Below are 19,047 nucleotides of genomic sequence, written 5' to 3' on the forward strand. Positions count from 1 at the left end.
CTTACTAATTATTCAAAATAAAAATGCGATGCAAAAGTAAGCTCTACTTTTGCATCGCATTTTTTACTATTTCTTGCCCATTCGGCTTTTACCATCTTGACACATATATAATAGCGGGCAAATCTCACATTTAGGATTTCGCGCCAAGCAATGATAGCGTCCGAAAAAAATCATCGTATGATGTGTCTTCACCCATAGCTCTTTAGGGATCTTGCGCATCAATGTGTCTTCTACTTCTCGTACACTGGCATCTAATTTACAAATTCGTAAGCGTTTTGACACTCTTTCAACATGGGTGTCCACAGCAATAGCTGGCTCACCAAAAGCATCTCCCATAACAACGTTCGCAGTTTTTCGACCGACACCAGGCAAAGTGATCAATTCTTCTCGGGTCTCTGGTACTTTCCCGTCAAACTTTTCCAATAATTGTGCCGCACAAGCTTTGATATTTTTCGCTTTGTTGCGATACAATCCAATTGTTTTGATCTTTTCAATGATTCCTTCGATTGGGGCATTTGCTAACGCCTCTGGTGTTGGATAAGCAGCAAATAATGCGGGTGTTGCTTTATTTACTGAAACATCTGTTACCTGAGCACTCAAAATGACTGCAATCAACAACTGAAATGGATTTTGATGTGTCAGCTCACATTCCGCTTCTGGAAACATGTCATACATAATTTCGATCGCTTCCATTGTTTTCTCTTTGGAAAGCATATATCTACCTCCTACTCGTTATCTTCCGGATTGAGCCAATTATGAAGAGTAACTTTGGGAATCGGCTCATTTGCAGCACCTTGCTGCTCAATTTCTTTTTGAATCAACGCCTGTTTTCGGCGTTTTTGATCTTCTGCCACTTGCTCTTTTGTTGTAATATTTTTACGTTCCCAAGCAAGCAAAATACGATCAATATATTTTAAACTGTACGCTTGATTCAAGACAGCTTCTCTTAAAGCTAACCTGATCAATTCAGGTTGATAATGATCAGTTTCTAACCACTGGCCGATCATTTCTAATTCGATCGGAGACAGTCGTCTGCCAAATTCTTTCTCGAATCCTTGATATAATTGTTTGATTGATTCTTCTGATGAATGCTCCTGCTCTTGTTCTATCTGTTTTTCCTGTAATAAAGAAATTTTCTCAAAAATTGGCAGTAGATCATAGGTATCTATCATTTGCCCTTGCTCGTTTTGTTTTGTTTGGATTATTAGAAATCCTCTTGAAATAAGTTGGTTCAACAACTTATAAATGACTTCCATTGGCTTATTCATGATCTGACTGATTTCAGCTAAATCTGGAAAAAGATCTCCTTTAGCTTGTGAACGGAATAGTTGCAGCCAAAAAAGGAATTCCTCATCTGTTAAGCCGATTTTTTGATAATTTTCTATTACTAGATTGGAGACAGTCGTTTCACCGGCTTGCAGGTATTGATTGATTGACAACATAACTGCTCCCTACTTTCTTTTCCTTAATTAGTTACTCATTGATTTTGTAAACATCATAATAAACAGATTTCATGTAATCGATCAGATATTGCGGATTCAATTCTTCTCCTGTTGCATCTTTGATCAACTGATTGGGCTTTCTTGAAGCCCCATATTGATGAATATGTTCAGTCAACCAGTTTTTGATCGGTGAGTAGTCATCACTTGCTAGAACTTCATTGATCTCAACATCATTTTCCATTGCATGACGCAATTGCGCTGCATACATATAACCAAGTGCATAGGATGGGAAATAGCCAAAACTACCACCAGACCAATGCACATCCTGAACGATTCCTTCAAGATCATTTTCCGGACGAATCCCTAAATATTCTTCATATTTGTCATTCCAGATTTTTGGTAATTCATCCACTGAGATATCCTCATTAAAAATCATTTTTTCGATTTCATAACGAATGATGATATGAAGCGGGTAAGTCAGACTATCTGCTTCGATTCGAATCAAGCTGGCTTTGGTCTCTTTCAAAGAATCATAAAAATCAGCGAACGTAATGTCGTCAAATGTTCCTTCTGTACATTCTTTGAAAAATGGAAATTGCTTTTCCCAAAACTGCCTATTACTGCCAATAATGATTTCATTAAATAATGACTGCGATTCATGGATCCCCATTGACGCACCGGTAGAGAGCGGTGTGTAATCATATTTTGGATCGATACTTTGTTCGTAAATACCATGTCCTGCTTCATGGATAACCCCGAAAGTTGCCATTGAAAAATTTGTTTCATCCCAGCGCGTAGTGATTCTTGCATCATTGCGATTCAAATCCAACATAAAAGGATGAACCGTATCGTCTAAACGACCACGAGAAAAATCATAGCCTAATTGTTCTGCTACTCCTATGACAAATTTTCGCTGCTGTTCTTTTGTCACTTTTCTCGATAAAAAGTCTGTTCTAGGTGCAGTTCCTTTTTCAGCGATCGTTGCTCTGATTTCCATGATCCCAGTTTTGACTTGAGCAAAGATTTTATCTAGTTTTGCAACAGTTAATTCAGGTTCATATTGGTTCAATAAAACATCGTAATTTGTTGCTTCCTCTTTTTTCCAATAAGGGATAAACTCTTTTAGAAAAGCAATGATCGTTTGGATTTCAGCTTTCATTTGCCCAAAATCTTTCATTTTTCTAGCTTTGAGCCATGCCGCATGCGCATTGGTCAGTGCTGTGTTATACGCCTGCATACGTTCAGGCGGAATACTATGATTTAATTCATAGTCCTCTTTGACTTGTTTATAGACAGCCAGCCCAACTTCGGATAATTCATCTGGATGCTCGTCAAAGTAGCTTAACGCTTCTTGGATTTTCGGACCTACACTGCGTTCAAATGACATACCGGATAAATAGCCTACTGTTTCACCGCGAAATTCACTGCCTGCTTCCGGCATCCCTGTTTGGCTGTCCCATTCTAATAAACCTAATGCAGAGTTCAATAACTCGATTTCTTTTACTTCTTGTAGAAATTCTTGTTCCTTCATTTTTTCATCCACCTACTCTTCTCTTGGTTTTCTTGGCGGTCTTTCTCCCCAATACTGGAATAAATCTGTACGCAATGCGCCATTGTATAATTTACGTTTTTTTGTTGCTTTAGCACCGTAATACTGTTCAAAAGCTAGGTCACTAGTCAGAATATACTTGCTCCAAGTTTTTAACGGACGGAAGACTTCGCCCATTTCTTTATACAATTTACGAACAGATTCTTCTTCTCCTAAACGTTCTCCATATGGAGGATTAGCAACAATAACACCATATTCTTTGTCAGTTGAGAAATCTTTTAAAGCAACTTGTTTAAACGTGATAGAATCACCCAAACCGATTTCTTCAGCGTTTGCTCTTGCAATATCGATCATTTTCCCATTGATATCTGAACCTGTGATATCCAACTCGATATCATAATCTGCTTTTTCATCTGCTTCTGTACGAACCTTTTCGAATACAGCCGGATCAAACCAATTCCACGTTTCGCAAACAAATTCGCGATTAAATCCTGGAGCAATATTATGACCGATCAACGCTGCCTCGATACAGATCGTACCCGAACCACAAACCGGATCATAAAAAGGGCGATCTTTGCGCCAGTTCGTTAAAGTCACTAGCGCAGCTGCCATATTTTCTTTTAGAGGTGCGCCTCCTTTTTCAAGACGGTAACCACGCTTAAATAAGCTTGGACCTGTCGTATCAAGTGTTACGGTTACATGATCTTTCAACAGCGCTACTTCTAATTGGAAAAAAGCACCTGATTCAGCTAAAGGAACTGAAGCTGGACGATGATAGACTTCTCTTAAGCGATTAACGATCGCTTTTTTAGTGATCGCTTGACAGTCCGGTGTACTGTATAGCTTAGACTTGATTGATTTTCCCGCAACAGGAAACTCTGCATCCATCGGCAAATAATCTTCCCACGGCAAAGCCTTAACGTTTTCAAATAATTCGTCAAACGTAAATGCATCAAACTCACCTACGATAATTTTGATTCGGTCCGCTGTACGCAGCCATAAATTGGCTGTCGCGATCGTTTCCATCGTTCCTTCAAAAAGTGCTTTCCCATTCTCTACCTCACAAGGAATGCCTAAATCACGCAATTCTTTTCCTACTAGTGCTTCTAACCCACTTGCAGCTGTTGCTACAAGCTTGAATGTTTTTTCTTTTGTCATTATATCTCCTCTTGACGGTAGAACAAAAGCAGAAATAGCCTACGTTTTGTTCTCCTCATTTGTCAGAATTTCTATTATTTTTGCTTCCATCTTTAAAAAAAGCCTTCACAACAAAGTTGGAAGGTCATCCTGATTACATGTAATTTTCTGTAAGCCATGTTCTGTATCGATTGCTTCTCAGGGAAAAACAACCGATGGTCATCATCTATCTGCAGAAATCATTCTGCCTCTTCTACTCGTTCATTTCCTTTAGAAGAGCGCCCCTACCATTGTTTGGGTTGCTCGCTCGAGGGGTTTACCGCGTTCCACCAATTCCGTTTCCAAAATTGCTTCGTCACTGTGGCACTTTCAAGGGTACTTTGACATAGCCGAAACCTTAGTCATTTTTCCTGCCGTTACTCTAATACGTAAACCCTACCTAAGCAGCGTTTACGATTTCAAGTACCTTAGCTTATGATTTCGCTAAGCACGAACACTACAGACATCTCAGCCTGTGCGAGCATGGACTTTCCTCAGCCTGAAAAATCAGACCGCGATCACCCGAAAATCACACATGTATAAAATCAAGGTCAATTAAAATTGACGTGTTTCTGAATGATCGACATCACGCTCATAAGAATTCTGGAAATTACTTTCATATGAAGGAGTTTGTCCCATACCAGAAATTGGATTTGAAGCTGGTGTGTCATCTAATTTTTTTCCAAAAACTTCGCGTTCTAAGTTAGATAAACGTTTTAAAATATCAAAGTTTGTAACAGCAGCACTCTTAGGCATTTCTGGTGTACTACGTGAAGGCATTGCTTGTTGGACTTTAGATGCTTGATCTAATTTAGCTAATAAGCGGTTGTTCTCTTCTTGTAAAGTTAAGATTTCCTTATTATAAGCTTCATAGTCTTTGATTACATTATCTAAAAATTCATCTACTTCAACTGGATCGTACCCACGCATCTTCGTTTTAAATTCTTTTTGTAAAATATCTTTTGGACTGTATACTAAATTTGCCATACTTACACCTCATTATTTTCTTTGATTAGGATAAAAGTTCATAGTTCAACAGCATTATTGTATCGGAAAATCGTCAGAAAATCAAACAGATTCTCACCAATCCATCGAGTTTTGTAAATCGTCCATCGTAATTAGGCGAATTTCATAAGGATACTGCTCAGAAAAAAGAGTCGCATCTTTTAAGAAATACTCTGTTTTCCCAGGATATTCCCGGTCATAGATCAATAAACTGGCACCTGTATGCTCAAGTAAAAAACGTGTATGCATTTTTAACTGCGCGGGTGATTGATAGGGTTGGTGGCTGACCGAATCAACAAAATCTGCAAGACGTTCGATTTTTTCCAAATTCGCTTGATTTTTTTCATTCCAATTACTGCCAAATTCTTTAAATGGATAAATAACTCCCAGCTTCAATTCTGGGTAATCATTTTTCAATTCAGCCACAACTTCTGCTGCCCAAATTTCTGTTCCAAGGTTGCCTGAAACTAAAACCCACTCTAAACCAGCATCCAAAAACCCCATAATTTCTCTTTTTAAGACATTTTTAATAACTACAATTTTCGGGTCATTGTCTTGAAAAACCCCGATTTCAAAGCTTTTATATCCAGTCACATAAAGTGTTTTTACGTTTTCCATAGACATTCCTTTTCTTTCATAATGATTTTTTGTTATAATATTTGCTAGGAGTGTGATAGAAATGGCTTTTCATTATCCTAATGGTACTCCCTATAATAATCATGAAGCACCGAAATCAAAAAAACAAGTAAAAAAACAAAAATCGATTCAGTTTGGCAAACGCGGTATGGACTTTGAAGAAGAAATCAATAAAAGTAATGCATACTACCTTGCTCGCACTATTGCAGTCATTCATAAAAAACCGACACCTGTCCAAATCGTCAAAGTGGATTATCCTAGTCGAAGCGCTGCAGTCATCAAAGAAGCTTACTTTAGACAGGCCTCCACGACGGACTATAATGGTGTATATAATGGATACTATCTGGATTTTGAAGCGAAGGAAACAAAAAATAAGACCTCCTTTCCTTTTAAAAACTTTCACCAACACCAGATCGACCATATCAGGCAATGTTTGGCTCAAAAAGGAATTTGCTTTGTTCTCTTGTGGTTTTCATCTTTGAATAGATGTTTCTTTTTTAGTGGAGAGGCACTAGTGAATTATTGGTCGGAACAAGAAATCACTGGAAAAAAATCTCTATCTCTAGCAATGATCGAAAAAGAGGGAATTGAAATCCAAATTGGAATCGCGCCAAGAGTTCCTTATTTGGACGCAGTGGAACAATACATACAATCGAATAAAGGAGTTGCAATGAATGACAACTGATGAAATAGGATCACGCGCTGCAAGACATGGGCATTCACCTGCCCCGAACAGTGCGGGAAGCATTCCGCCTTCTGCTGGCGGAAAAAAGCCTAAGAAAAAAAGAATTCTGTTAAAAATTTTCTTAGGATTAGTCATACTAGGGATTCTCGGCTTACTTGCTGGTCTTGGCCTATTTTGGTCTTACGCAAAAGATGCCCCTAAATTGGATGACGAAAAATTAAGTGCCACTGTCTCTTCAAAACTTTACGATATCAATAATGAAGTGTTTGAAGAACTGGGTGCGGAAAAACGGGAAATGATCAAGCCGACAGATGTACCCCAATTGCTTAAGGACGCTGTGGTATCGGTTGAGGATAAGCGCTTCTATAAACACAGTGGTGTAGATCCCATTCGGATTTTAGGATCAGCTTTCTCAAACTTTAAAACGGGTGGTCTTCAAGGTGGTAGTACGTTGACACAACAGTTGATCAAGCTATCTTACTTTTCAACCTCTGAAAAAGATCAAAACTTAAAGAGAAAAGCTCAGGAAGCTTGGCTGGCGATCCAGTTGGAAAAAGAAAAATCAAAAGAGGAAATTTTGACGTATTATATCAATAAGGTCTATATGGCTAATGGTCTATACGGTATGGAGACTGCAGCACAAACTTATTATGGCAAAACCTTATCTGAGCTGTCGCTTCCTCAAACAGCCTTATTAGCAGGAATGCCGCAAGCACCAAACGACTATGATCCTTATGTAAAACCTGATATTGCGAAAGAACGACGTGATGTTGTTTTGTACACCATGAAAGAAAATGAAAAAATTACGCAAAAAGAATACGATGAAGCCAAAGCCACACCAATTGATGACGGATTGCAACCACTGAAACAGTCAAACGATAATCGTAAAATCGTAGATAACTATATTAAAGAAGTCATTGACGAAGTAGAAGCGATGGGCAAAAATATTTACACAGATGGGTTAGATATCTATACAAACCTTGACATGAATGCACAAAAACATCTCTACGATATCATCAATACGGATCAGTATGTTGACTATCCAGATGCCGACTTCCAAGTAACGTCTACTGTTATTGATGTAAAAACAGGGCAAGTCAAAGCGCAGATCGGTGGACGTAATATCCCAGATGACGTTCAATTGGGAACTAATTTTGCTAATGAAACCGATCGAGACGTGGGATCAACGATGAAACCAATTGCCGATTATGGTCCCGCAATTGAAAATCTGAATTACTCTACGGGTCGAATCTTGATGGATAAACCCACAACTTATGAAGGAACCAATATTCCTGTTACAAATGCAGACATGCAATATTACGGTGCCTTGACGATGCGTAAAGCGATCATGTATTCTCGTAATACGACTGCGATCCAAACCTTTGATGCGGTCGGCAGTGATAAGTCTGCTGAATTTCTAAAAGGTTTAGGTATTGAATTTAAAGATATCGTTGCTGCCAATGCAATTTCTAGTAACACAAGCGAACTTGGTGGAAATAAATATGGCGTCTCCTCTTTAAAATTAGCTGCAGCTTACGCAGCATTTGGAAATATGGGTGTCTATAATAAGCCTTACTATGTAAATAAGATCGTCTATCAAGACGGCTCTGAAGAGGTTACTCAAACAGAAAGCCACCGTGCGATGAAAGACTCTACAGCCTACATGATGACGGATATGCTGAAAGATGTTATCAACGGCGGAACGGCCTTTAACGCAGCTGTTCCAGGCCTTGTTCAAGCGGGTAAAACTGGGACGGCCAACTACACAGATGATGACCTTGTTAAGATGGGTGCTTCAGAGTCTTCTAGTATTGCACCTGACAGCACATTCGTAGGTTATACCCCTCATTATGCTGTGTCTGTTTGGACGGGTTACCGGAACCGTTTGACCCCTATTCCTTATGAATATTGGGGTACTGCTTCTTCTGTCTATCGTGAAATGATGACTTATCTTTCTGAAGGAGTAGCAACAGATGATTGGACGATGCCTGATAGTGTGATTCGCTCTGGCAGTGAGCTTTATGTTAAAGGTGCTTATGAGGAACAATTGCTGCCTTCTAACACAGGTTACACCTCTTCAACATCTTGGGAAGCTCCTGTAAGTTCTGAGCCAACCGCAAGCAGTTCAACTGCGGCATCGTCAGAAACACCTGTCTCACAATCGAGTGATGCGCCTGTTTCATCTACACAAGCACCTGAACCGTCTACACCATCGACGGAAGAACCACCGATTACTTCGACTGAAGTGCCGCCGGAGCAATCATCAACACCACCTGAACAAAATAATGCCGCTCGATCTGGCCGTTCCTCGTCAGGTTGATTGAATAAAAAAATGTCTGGGATGACTTGATAGTCACCCCAGACATTTTTTTATTGATTATTTAGCGCTGCTTCAACGAATCCTTTGATCAAGTGTTGTGGTCTATTTGGTCTAGAAATCAATTCTGGATGGAATTGACAGCCAACAAAGAATTTTTTGTCCGACAATTCAACGATTTCTACTAAACGATTATCTGGGGAAACTCCAGAAAAGACTAAGCCGTTTTCTTCAAATAGTTGACGGTATTTGTTGTTGAACTCATAGCGGTGACGATGACGTTCTTGAACAACTTCTTGTTCTTCATAGGCTTTAGCCGTTACGGTTCCTTTTTTGACTTTACATGGATATAAACCAAGACGTAGCGTTCCACCAAGATTTTCAACGTTTTCCTGATCTGCCATCAAGTCGATGATATTGTTTGTGATTTCAGGATTATTTTCTGCTGACCCTGCATCTTCTAAGTGGACAACATTACGGGCAAATTCGACACAAAGCATTTGCATTCCCAAACAGATTCCTAAAAACGGAACATCATTTTCACGAGCATAACGAATGGCTTCGATTTTACCTTCGACCCCGCGATCACCAAATCCGCCAGGAACTAGAATACCATCTGCATCTTTCAAGATCTCTTTAACATTTTCAGACGTTACTTCTTGTGAATCGATCCAATCGATCGCAATATCTGAATCAAAGGCAAAACCAGCATGTTTCAATGCTTCAACGACGGATAAGTACGCATCAGGCAGTTCAACATATTTCCCAACCAAGGCGATTCTTGTTGTTTTCTTCAATCCAAGTACTTTTTCTTCTAACACACGCCATTCTGTCATGTCTGCTTCCGGTACATCCAGCTTCAAATGATCACAGACAATCTGATCCATATTTTGCGCTTGAAGTGCTAATGGAATCGAATATAACGTCTCTACATCGCGTGATTCAATGACTGCTTCTGGTGCTACATCACAAAATTGTGCTAATTTATTTTTTGTTCCTTGAGAAACTGGTAATTCTGTACGAACCACTAAAATATTCGGTTGAATTCCTAAACTACGCAGTTCTTTGACGCTGTGCTGTGTTGGTTTTGTTTTCATTTCACCGGCAGCCTTTAAATAAGGAATCAAGGTCGTATGAATATACATGACATTATCGCTGCCCACTTCTGCTTTCATTTGACGTAAAGCTTCTAAAAATGGCAGTGATTCAATATCTCCGACTGTTCCGCCAACTTCAGTAATAATGATATCTGCATCTGTCAATGTTGCTGCACGCATGATCTTATCTTTGATCTCATTCGTGATATGCGGGATCACCTGAACCGTTGCCCCCAAATATTCACCTTTACGCTCTTTTCTTAACACTTCTGAATAAATTTTCCCTGTTGTCACATTTGAATATTTATTGAGATTGATATCAATAAAACGTTCATAGTGACCTAGATCCAAGTCTGTTTCGGCACCATCATCTGTGACAAAAACTTCTCCGTGTTGGTAAGGACTCATTGTTCCTGGATCCACATTGATGTATGGATCAAATTTTTGAATCGTTACTTTTAAGCCACGATTTTTTAGTAAACGTCCTAACGATGCTGCGACAATTCCCTTACCGATCGAAGAAACTACGCCGCCTGTAACAAAGATGTATTTCGTCATAATATAAAAAAACCCTTTCTCTAAATAGATTTGTAGAGAGAAGCGAACGTTTCCTTTGTTTCTTTACTTAAAAAAGTAAAAGCTCCCTATCCAAAATGAATAGGGAGCTGGAAATTCGTTACAAACTTCTGACCTTCTTAAAGGTGCCCAAGTAGTATAATACAAGCAAATTTGTTTGAGGTCAAGTGTTTCTGTTAGAACAGATATCAATTTTTAGTTCATACTTTTTTTATTTAGTGCCTACTCGCTGATGTATGCGTATTTATAGGTACAAGTCGCACCAAAATTATGATATTGGATTCCTTCAACACCCGGACGAACTAATTGCCCTCTGGCTTGCTGATATAAAGGAACTAAGGCAGCATCTTCCTCAACTAAAACTTTTTCAGCGGCAATCAAAGTTTCCCAACGTTTTTCTGGATCATTGGCATACTTGTTAGATGCATCATCGATCAGCTGATCATATTTTTCGCTGCGGTAGCTTGTTTTGTTTTTGCTGCTGACAGAACTTTCTAAGAAAGTCATAGGGTCTTGGTAATCTGGTCCCCACATGCTGACAGATAACTCATAATCACCTTTTTTCATTAATTCGATCGAGTTGTTCAATGGGACTGTTTTAACGTTGACTTTTAATCCCGGTAACGCATCTTCTAATTGCCCTTGGATAAACTCAGCAACTTTTTTGTCTCCGTCACCATCTTTAGATAATAACTCGATCGTCACATCGCCGTTCAATTCTTTTTTCGCTTTATCTAAATACTCATTTGCTAATTTTTCATCTGTTTTTACTAACTCACCTGCTTCTTTGCGGAAATCTTCTCCTGTTTCAGGATTAGAAACAAAATCTTTGGGAATGTATCCGTAAATCGCTGTTGATCCATCGGCTAAAATATTATCGACTAAGCTTTCTTTATCAAGAGCGTAAGAAATTGCTTTACGGACATTTTCATTAGCGAAAATCGATGGTTTGTCATTTCTCTTTTGATTCATTCTAAGTGAATAGACTTTTGAGCGCTGAATCGCTTCATAATCAGGATTGTCTTTGTTTTGTTTCGCAAAATCTCCCGTTAAAACAGCAACATCCAACTCTCCAGATTCATATAAATTGAATACTGTATTTGTTTCTTTCAAGACTTCAAAATGAATTTTTTCAGATTTGACCTTATCTGCATCGTAATATTCCGGATTTTGAACTAAATCCCACGACATAGATGATTGATCCCAATTTTCCATTAAGAACGGTCCGTTTGAAACAATATTTTCACTAGATGTCCCATAGGCTTTGCCCTTTTCAGTAACAAATTTTTCATTTTGCGGGAAGAACGGTGAAAAAGCCAATAATGAAGTGAAATACGGTACTGGTTTTTCCATTTGAATTTCAAGTGTATAATCATCAAGCGCTTTGACTCCTAATTCATCCGCTGATTTTTCTTCATTAACGATTTCAGTTCCATTCAAAATCGTTCCGTCCATCAAGAAAAAGTAGTTGGCTTGATTTTTCGGATCTGCCATTTTTTTCCATGCAAAGACAAAGTCTTTCGCTGTTACTTTATCTCCATTAGACCATTTCGCATCGTCTCTTAATTTGATCGTATAGGTTTTCCCATCTTCTGAGATTTCCGGTAATTCTTTAGCCACAGCCGGAATGATCTTATCTTTTTCATCCAACTGATACAACCCTTCAAAAACGTTTGATTGAGCGTTCACGCTTGGTTCATCCTGTGTAAATATTGTATCCATTGAGCCTATTTCTGATGCCTCCATCAAATTTAACACGCGTGTAGATTTTTGCTCGGTCCCATTCCCTTTTCCCGAATCATCTGTTGCTGATTTCCCTGCGTTCCCGCCGCAAGCAGCCAGCAACAATAATGTCGTCATTAAAGTCAGACTTTTTTTAACTCCTCTTTTCATACGTTCCACCTTTTCCTTCTTTTTTTATTTATTCACAAGTTCTTCCATTTTGATCAATTCTTGCTTTACGTCTAAATAAGCATATGGAAGCCCTTGATTCTCATATTCAAATTCGCCCCGTTGATTGTCGATCGGATCTGCTCTTAAAAACTGTTTCGACGGATTGAAATCAGTTTGAATTTCACTGTTGGCAGGCATTCTAAAAATATCAAGATTACCAAAATAATAATTCCAGCGTTCTTCATCACCTGCTCTTTTTGCTCCTCCGCCAAAAGATAGATCAGCAAATATCCAGCCATAAGGTGCGACATAAAATTGTGCCCAGTCGTGGCAGCCAGTGTAATATTGTGACACGTATAATCCTGATTGCCATTTTGCTGGTATTTTCGCCATTCGGCAAAGTGTGATGAACAAAATTGCCTGAACTCCACAATCGCCTTTCAAATTGACTGCAGCATACTCAGAAATATTATCGATCGTAAAATATTCCCTCATAAAGGAGTAATTGACTTTAGTTGTGATAAAATCATAAATTTTACGCGCTTTTTTGATTGGATTTGTTTCCCCTGCTAAAATTTCTTCAAGCAATTGTTCCAAGTAAGGCGTAAATCGTATATGAGGCAGCTGCTCACTCAATTCAAAATCCGGTTGTTCCATTATTGCCTTTTCAGGCTCTAATTCCACATAATCAACGTGATTGATATAGCTATATTCCACGCTAAAAACTTGATCCTCTTCTAACGTTGTTTCGAAGAAAACAGTCCGCTGCGCTTCCTCTTCTGGTGCAATAAACGTTGCTTCAGGTGTCGTATTTAAAATTTCGATCTCTGAAGCTTGTTTGCAGCTTTTCGGTAACGGTAAATACACTCGAACTTTTTCTCCAGGACGTTCATAATCCTTTTTCACCTGAATACTTGCCTTCAAATGAATCTTGACTGTTCGCCCACCATTTTCTTTCATAAGCTGAATATTTTGAGTTAGCTCTTGCTTGCGCAGACGATCCACTTCGCTATCTTCTTTTACAAGCAACCTCGCTTCATAATCAGCTTGTGTCTTGATCAAATTCATTAAAAAGCGCCTTTGAAAGTGAACCTTACCATCGATAAACAGCCAATCAACTTTTCCCGTTTCCTTCAAGTCAGCCAATTCTTGCTCTTGATAATTTGAAAAGGCTTCTTTCATCATTTTGTTCGCTTCTTCAAAATCAAATGGGTATTCATTGATTCCTACGATTCGAATAATCTCTTGTTCGATCTCTAATCTTTTTCGTAATGCTTGCGGAATTTCTTTTGCTAGTAAATGTTCGATCAATTTTTCAGCACCAGTAAAATCACCATAATTTTTCAATTTGATAATATCTTCCGGTAGCGGTACACTCATATACTTTAAGTCGTAATACATTCAAGTTCCTTCTTTCTTATTTGCTCAAACCTAATCCCGCTTGGTTTGTCAATTCAATGATACTGATCGGTTCTAACCCGACACCACCTGGAATCGCTACCTCAGTCAATCCAAATGTTGCATCTAAATCTGCTCTTGTAATATTTTTAGTCCCTGCAGCTAAATGAGCTGCTGCTGTTACGCCAATATTCGTTTCTTCCACCATACAGCCAATCATACACTCCACACCAGCTGCTTCACAAATACTATTGATCTTGAGTGCTTCGTGGATCCCGCCGCATTTCATCAACTTGATATTCACGTAATCGACAGCATGAGCTCTGATCAAACGTAATGCATCTTTTGAATTGAAGCAACTTTCATCCGACATGATCGGAACAGAAACATTTTTTGTCACATAAGCTAGGCCATCGATATCATGGTATGCAACAGGCTGTTCGACCAATTCGATTCCATAATCCGCTATATGTTGGATCATGTTTACCGCTTCTTTAGGCTTCCATCCTTGGTTTGCATCTAGTCGTAACTTGATATCATTGCCCACAGCACGACGAATGGCTTCAATACGGGAAATATCTTGAGAAAACCCTGTACCGACTTTGATCTTTAATGTATCAAAACCTTGTAAGACTGCTTGTTTGGCTTTTTGCGCCATGATTTCCGGTGTATCGATACCGATCGTTAAATCTGTTTTGACTGAGTTTGAAAAACCACCAAGTAATTTATAAACTGGTAAGCCTGATTTCTTTCCTAAAAGATCATAACAAGCTATGTCGATCGCAGTTTTTGCTGAAGGTGCATGAGCTGCAATAGAATTCATGATATGATGCACTTTTTCAATATCCAGCGGATCGACCCCAATCAATTGCTTTTCAAATAACTGGATACACTCTGTGGTTCCTTTCAATGTCTCACCCGTTATCAAAATCCCAGGTGACCCTTCACCATAGCCAATAACCCCTTCATCTGTCTCGATCTCAACAATTGCACTCATCGAATGTTCGATCGTACCAAGTGCAATCGTAATCGGTTCTTTTAATTTGACTGCCTTTGCTGCCACATTGATTTTTGTTATCTTCATTTGATATCCCCCAATAGTATTTCCTTCGATTTCAATTTATTATTAATGTTTCCTTAAAATGACAAATCACTCTAAAAGAACTAATAAATAGTCTTTTTTTTATTTTCAGTTCAAATATGACGTTCAAATTGAATTAATTGTTACAATTTTAAGATTACTCTATGAAAATGTCAATACAATAATGAGAATTTTCTGTATCTTCTGCCATTAAAATTCAAGTACTTGTAATTTTGTAGTTAATTCGAGATAATATGAAAGAAAAAAGGATTCTAAACAAAGGACGGCTATAGATGGAATTTAGAGAAATCAAGAATTTAAGGAAAGAAAAGAAGATTACTTTAACTGAATTAGGGGAAAAAACTGGTTACTCAGCTAGTTTTTTATCACAAATCGAACGTGGTGCCAACCGCCCCTCACTAGAAGCTTTACGAAAAATTGCTGATGCTTTGGATGTAACTGTTGCCTCACTTTTAGCCAATGAAGCCCCACAAGTCATACAAGATGACGAAACGACTGAAAAAGGCTATAAAGTCATTCGAAATACCTCTAATACGAAATATAACCCGTGGCAGACTAATTCTACTTACTACGATACTTTATTCAATTTACCCGTACATACAAATAACATGGTCATTTCAAAAATCTATATCGATGCCCAATCTTCTTCCAGCGGCAGAAAAATTGCTCATAATCTTTGTGAAATAAATTACGTAATCAAAGGTGAAGCTACTGTTGAGCTAAAAGATGAAGTGCTTGTTTTGAATGAAGGCGATGCAATTTTTCTTGAAGCATTCACACAGCATAATATTATGAATGCAACAGAAAATGAGTTGATGCTTTTTACGCTCCAATTTTAACGGGCACTACTTTTCTATCTAGACTTTAGTGAAATACCTATTGTTTTTCTGCCTATTTTTTTGTTGCTTATTGAAAAAGATTCTCATTTACAAAGCATTTAAAAAAAGGTATTATATGGGAAGAACGAACTGTATTGGCACACGGCTTCTCTTTGCTGTTGATTTCACATGTAGGAGCTTTGTAGCCGGGAAAAGGAGTAGATACAATGACTGAAACAAATCAAGAATGGTCTGCTGAAGAAATCGAGGATATCAAAGAACAAATTTTAACTGCTTTAGAAACAGTTATCGATCCTGAGCTTGGGATCGACATTGTTAATCTAGGCTTGATTTATGAAGTAGAATTTGCCCAAAATGGAGATACTGTCATCAAAATGACATTGACAACGATGGGCTGTCCTTTGGCAGATGTGTTGACAGAGCAGATCCACGAGGCTTTAAAAGAAATTCCCGAAGTAAAAAATCCAGAAGTAAAATTAGTCTGGTACCCAGCTTGGACGACAGATAAAATGTCACGTTATGCTCGGATCGCTTTAGGAATTCGATAAAAAAGATATACATAAAGAGCCGTCTGCATTTCAATTGCAGGCGGTTCTTTTCTATTTGTATTCTCCCTCTTTCATGGCCTGATTGTTTACTTCCCAAGAACCACTGGCATTGATGATCAAAACATAATTATCCGCATCCTTTGGTATCTGAGCGAAAACTTTCCCAGAATATGCACCGGATTTTTCTGCTAAATCAGCAATCAGATCGCCATCACTATCAAGTAATTTCACTTTAAAATCAGAGTTTCCAGAATATTTCAATTGAAAAACAGCAGGTCCTTTTTTTAAAGCGATATTGGTTATCACGTCATCTCCCATACCTGTTTTTGCTACTATTGTTCCACTTGTTTTATCATCAGTCGTTGTTCCACTGCTTCCATATCCCACTCCGTAATTATCATCGCGAGCACTTTGAGGGCTATTATACTCAATTTTACAGCTCGCAAGCAATGGAAGAACTAGGAAAATTAAAAATATCAATAAATATTTGCTCATGTCTTCTCTCCTCACATTCGAACAATGACACAGCCTGACAAAACGATCCCCACGCCTACTAAAAAAAGAAACAAACACAGGTATTTATCTATTTTTTTCATTTTTGTCACCTCACTTTTTTATAGTATATTCCTAACTGTTCGAAGTCTCCTTTCCAATTTCTCCCACTATTCTTTCAAACAAAAAAGCGCCCGAAACAAAACGAAAATACAGTTTTGTTTCAGACACTAACTCTCGATAAAGGGACATATGTTACCTTATTTTCTTTTGTGCTTCAACACAGTACTTAACATGAATAATCCGGTAACGATCGTCGTTATTGCTTGTAATAATTTGATTTTGTCGATTTTTTCTGCTTTGACTTTCATGTTTATCCCTCCTAATATATTCATCTTACAACCTATAACTACTTGATACGACTAATTTGCTCATTGGCTAATAACAAAGACACCTATAATGATCAATAAAACCGCTACAATCTTTCGAAAAGTCAGTCTTTCCTTAAAAACAAAATAGGAAATGATCACTGTCCAAACATAGGTCAGTGAAGTCATCGGAAATGCGATCGAGTAATCCAAAAATTTCAGCAATAAAATATTCGTCCCTGCACTCAAAAGATACAAAAATGAACCTAAGTAGATCCAAGCATTCGTTAAAACGAATTTAAAACGCAATTCAGTTAAATCATTCATCCCTTTTTTTAAAGCTAAGGCTCCTGCACTTCCAGATAATGTTGACACAATCAGAATAATTATAATAGCAAAATAATCGATCATTCTGCTCCCTCATTTCCTTCAATCCCTAAAAGAATCGATCCAGCTACGATAAATCCTGTTCCCAATAGTTTATACCATGTAATCGATTCATTTAAAAATACTGCCCCTAAAACGATCGAAAGAGCAAATCCTAAACTCATCATTGGTTGTAAAATCGATACTTCACCAAAACGAAAGCCAGCCATCATAAAAAACATTCCTGCACCAGCAGCTATAAATCCAATTACGTACAAAATCACTGCATAGCTTCCGCTGCCATCCGCACCGAATTTCCACGCCAACTGCCCCAAACTACTTAATGTTGCCGCAATAATAATTAGAAGTATTCCTAAACTAAGTTTTTGCTGTTTTTTCTTAGCATCCATTTTTACCCCTCCTTATTGACAATAGCGATGTATGAATTCAAAGACCGTTTCAAAATAGTGCTCTGGTTCATAGATAAACGACGAAAGATGAGGTGCCTTTTCAATCATCAGACTTTCTTTGACACCATTTGTCGCCTCCATGTTTTTATAAAGCATTTGATGTGGAACAAACTTATCGCCTGTTCCATGGATCAGTAACAGCGGTCGTTTATTTTTAGCTAATTGATCAACAGCAGACGCTTCTTTCAAAGAATAACCAACTTTTTTTCGTGCTAAAGAATCAGCAATCGTCAAAATCGGAAAATTCGGCAATCTAAATGCAGAACGTAACATTGCGCCAAATTCCTGATAAACTGAAGAATAACCACAATCGGCAACCAGACCTTTAACATTTTTAGGTAGTTCTTCGCCACTTGTCATCATAACAGTTGAAGCCCCCATAGAACCTCCAAATAGAATAATTTCAGCGTTTGGGTCAATTTTTAGTACTTCCTGGATCCAGCTCAATAAATCTAAGCGGTCCAACCATCCCATACCAATCACATTTCCTGAGCTTTGTCCATGGGCTCTTAGGTCTGGAACTAAACTATTATAGCCTTGCTCAGCAAACATAGATGCTACGTAGGACATATCTCGTTTTCCATAAGAACGATAGCCATGGACACAAATCACCCATTTTTTACTTTTGGGATGTGGCTGAAATAAGCGACTATATAAACGTTCATTTTCTATATCTAACCAATGATCTGCCGCAAACGGCTGCTCCCAAAATTCTGCCCCTTTTTGAAGCTGTTTTTCTTCTATCAAATCATACTGGGAACGCCCTTTATTGAAATTATCTGGGTTCATCATTTTGTGTCCCGTTGTGTGGTACCATTCATTTTCTCTGAACAAAGCGACGTTTATAAAAAAATTTGCCGCATAAAATGCAAGCCCCATAATCAGTCCGATTAAGATAATTACGATCCAAATAATTCCTGTCATTGACATCACCTCTCGCTTAAATTTTTAACTTCTATACTAAGTATACTCTTTTATCAATAAAAAAAGTACCAATGTCCTGAGCCTTTTCTTACTGAAAAAGAACGAGAGCGAAACAAAACTAAAAATCAGTTTTGTTTCGCTCTCTAAAATTGAATAAACGACTA

General features: G+C 38.1%; 18 protein-coding genes and 1 other RNA gene. 4 read left to right on the forward strand and 15 right to left on the reverse strand.

Annotated elements, in window-relative coordinates; all coding sequences use genetic code 11:
• Positions 1–66 precede the first annotated feature (66 nt).
• From nth to CC204_RS04315, 7 genes are all read right to left on the reverse strand, one after another.
• On the reverse strand, positions 67–714 hold the full coding sequence (gene nth / locus CC204_RS04285) for an endonuclease III (protein WP_088268977.1): 648 nt from the start codon (positions 712–714) through the stop codon (positions 67–69).
• Positions 715–725: 11 nt separating this feature from the next.
• The gene (locus CC204_RS04290; protein ID WP_088268978.1) at positions 726–1,442 is read right to left on the reverse strand and encodes a DnaD domain protein; all 717 of its coding nucleotides are present in this window, start codon (positions 1,440–1,442) and stop codon (positions 726–728) included.
• Between the two features lie 31 nt (positions 1,443–1,473).
• The gene (locus tag CC204_RS04295) at positions 1,474–2,973 is read right to left on the reverse strand and encodes a carboxypeptidase M32 (RefSeq protein ID WP_088271657.1); all 1,500 of its coding nucleotides are present in this window, start codon (positions 2,971–2,973) and stop codon (positions 1,474–1,476) included.
• 12 nt (positions 2,974–2,985) lie between these two features.
• Positions 2,986–4,149 carry a THUMP domain-containing class I SAM-dependent RNA methyltransferase gene (locus CC204_RS04300; RefSeq protein WP_088268979.1) on the reverse strand — a complete coding sequence of 388 codons (1,164 nt, stop codon included), beginning with the start codon at positions 4,147–4,149 and terminating at the stop codon, positions 2,986–2,988.
• 145 nt (positions 4,150–4,294) lie between these two features.
• An RNA gene (rnpB, locus tag CC204_RS04305) (RNase P RNA component class B) lies at positions 4,295–4,697 on the reverse strand.
• Between the two features lie 25 nt (positions 4,698–4,722).
• Positions 4,723–5,154, reverse strand: a complete 432-nt coding sequence (gene gpsB, locus CC204_RS04310; protein WP_088268980.1) for a cell division regulator GpsB — start codon at positions 5,152–5,154, stop codon at positions 4,723–4,725.
• A gap of 93 nt (positions 5,155–5,247) precedes the next feature.
• Positions 5,248–5,790 (reverse strand): SLOG family protein, encoded by a 543-nt coding sequence (locus CC204_RS04315; RefSeq protein WP_088268981.1) that lies wholly within the window; start codon positions 5,788–5,790, stop codon positions 5,248–5,250.
• Between the two features lie 61 nt (positions 5,791–5,851).
• Between CC204_RS04315 and recU the strand changes: the two genes are divergently transcribed.
• Positions 5,852–6,493, forward strand: coding sequence for a Holliday junction resolvase RecU (gene recU / locus CC204_RS04320; RefSeq protein WP_088268982.1), 642 nt, complete (start codon positions 5,852–5,854; stop codon positions 6,491–6,493).
• Entirely contained in the window at positions 6,483–8,813 is a 2,331-nt protein-coding gene (locus tag CC204_RS04325) for a PBP1A family penicillin-binding protein (protein ID WP_088268983.1), read from the forward strand. The genes recU and CC204_RS04325 overlap by 11 nt, the downstream gene beginning before the upstream one ends.
• A gap of 50 nt (positions 8,814–8,863) precedes the next feature.
• Here the strand turns inward: CC204_RS04325 and CC204_RS04330 are convergent, their stop codons facing one another.
• The 4 genes from CC204_RS04330 to CC204_RS04345 all read right to left on the reverse strand — a co-directional run bounded on the left by CC204_RS04330 (position 8,864) and on the right by CC204_RS04345 (position 14,858).
• Positions 8,864–10,465, reverse strand: coding sequence for a CTP synthase (locus CC204_RS04330; protein ID WP_088268984.1), 1,602 nt, complete (start codon positions 10,463–10,465; stop codon positions 8,864–8,866).
• Between the two features lie 240 nt (positions 10,466–10,705).
• Positions 10,706–12,376, reverse strand: a complete 1,671-nt coding sequence (locus CC204_RS04335) for a peptide ABC transporter substrate-binding protein (RefSeq protein ID WP_088268985.1) — start codon at positions 12,374–12,376, stop codon at positions 10,706–10,708.
• A 24-nt stretch (positions 12,377–12,400) separates the two neighbouring features.
• Positions 12,401–13,777, reverse strand: a complete 1,377-nt coding sequence (locus CC204_RS04340) for a transglutaminase-like domain-containing protein (protein WP_088268986.1) — start codon at positions 13,775–13,777, stop codon at positions 12,401–12,403.
• A gap of 16 nt (positions 13,778–13,793) precedes the next feature.
• Positions 13,794–14,858: a dipeptide epimerase gene (locus CC204_RS04345; RefSeq protein WP_088268987.1), complete on the reverse strand. Its 1,065-nt coding sequence runs from the start codon at positions 14,856–14,858 to the stop codon at positions 13,794–13,796.
• Positions 14,859–15,148: 290 nt separating this feature from the next.
• Here CC204_RS04345 and CC204_RS04350 point away from each other — a divergent pair, with 290 nt between their 5' ends.
• The gene (locus tag CC204_RS04350) at positions 15,149–15,715 is read left to right on the forward strand and encodes an XRE family transcriptional regulator (RefSeq protein ID WP_088268988.1); all 567 of its coding nucleotides are present in this window, start codon (positions 15,149–15,151) and stop codon (positions 15,713–15,715) included.
• A 206-nt stretch (positions 15,716–15,921) separates the two neighbouring features.
• Complete coding sequence (locus tag CC204_RS04355) at positions 15,922–16,263, forward strand: metal-sulfur cluster assembly factor (protein WP_069644547.1); 342 nt, start codon at positions 15,922–15,924, stop codon at positions 16,261–16,263.
• Between the two features lie 51 nt (positions 16,264–16,314).
• On the opposite strand, the gene CC204_RS04360 is transcribed toward CC204_RS04355, so the two are convergent.
• The 4 genes from CC204_RS04360 to CC204_RS04375 form a co-directional block, all read right to left on the reverse strand.
• Complete coding sequence (locus tag CC204_RS04360) at positions 16,315–16,758, reverse strand: hypothetical protein (RefSeq protein ID WP_088268989.1); 444 nt, start codon at positions 16,756–16,758, stop codon at positions 16,315–16,317.
• A gap of 428 nt (positions 16,759–17,186) precedes the next feature.
• Complete coding sequence (locus CC204_RS04365; RefSeq protein WP_088268990.1) at positions 17,187–17,534, reverse strand: EamA family transporter; 348 nt, start codon at positions 17,532–17,534, stop codon at positions 17,187–17,189.
• A complete protein-coding gene (locus CC204_RS04370) occupies positions 17,531–17,899 on the reverse strand; it encodes an EamA family transporter (RefSeq protein ID WP_088268991.1) in 369 nt (122 codons plus the stop codon). Before CC204_RS04370 ends, CC204_RS04365 begins: the two co-directional genes overlap by 4 nt.
• A gap of 12 nt (positions 17,900–17,911) precedes the next feature.
• Complete coding sequence (locus CC204_RS04375) at positions 17,912–18,883, reverse strand: alpha/beta hydrolase (RefSeq protein ID WP_088268992.1); 972 nt, start codon at positions 18,881–18,883, stop codon at positions 17,912–17,914.
• Positions 18,884–19,047 lie beyond the last annotated feature (164 nt).

It is taken from the genome of Enterococcus wangshanyuanii (assembly GCF_002197645.1).
Taxonomy (GTDB): Bacteria; Bacillota; Bacilli; order Lactobacillales; family Enterococcaceae; genus Enterococcus_L; species Enterococcus_L wangshanyuanii.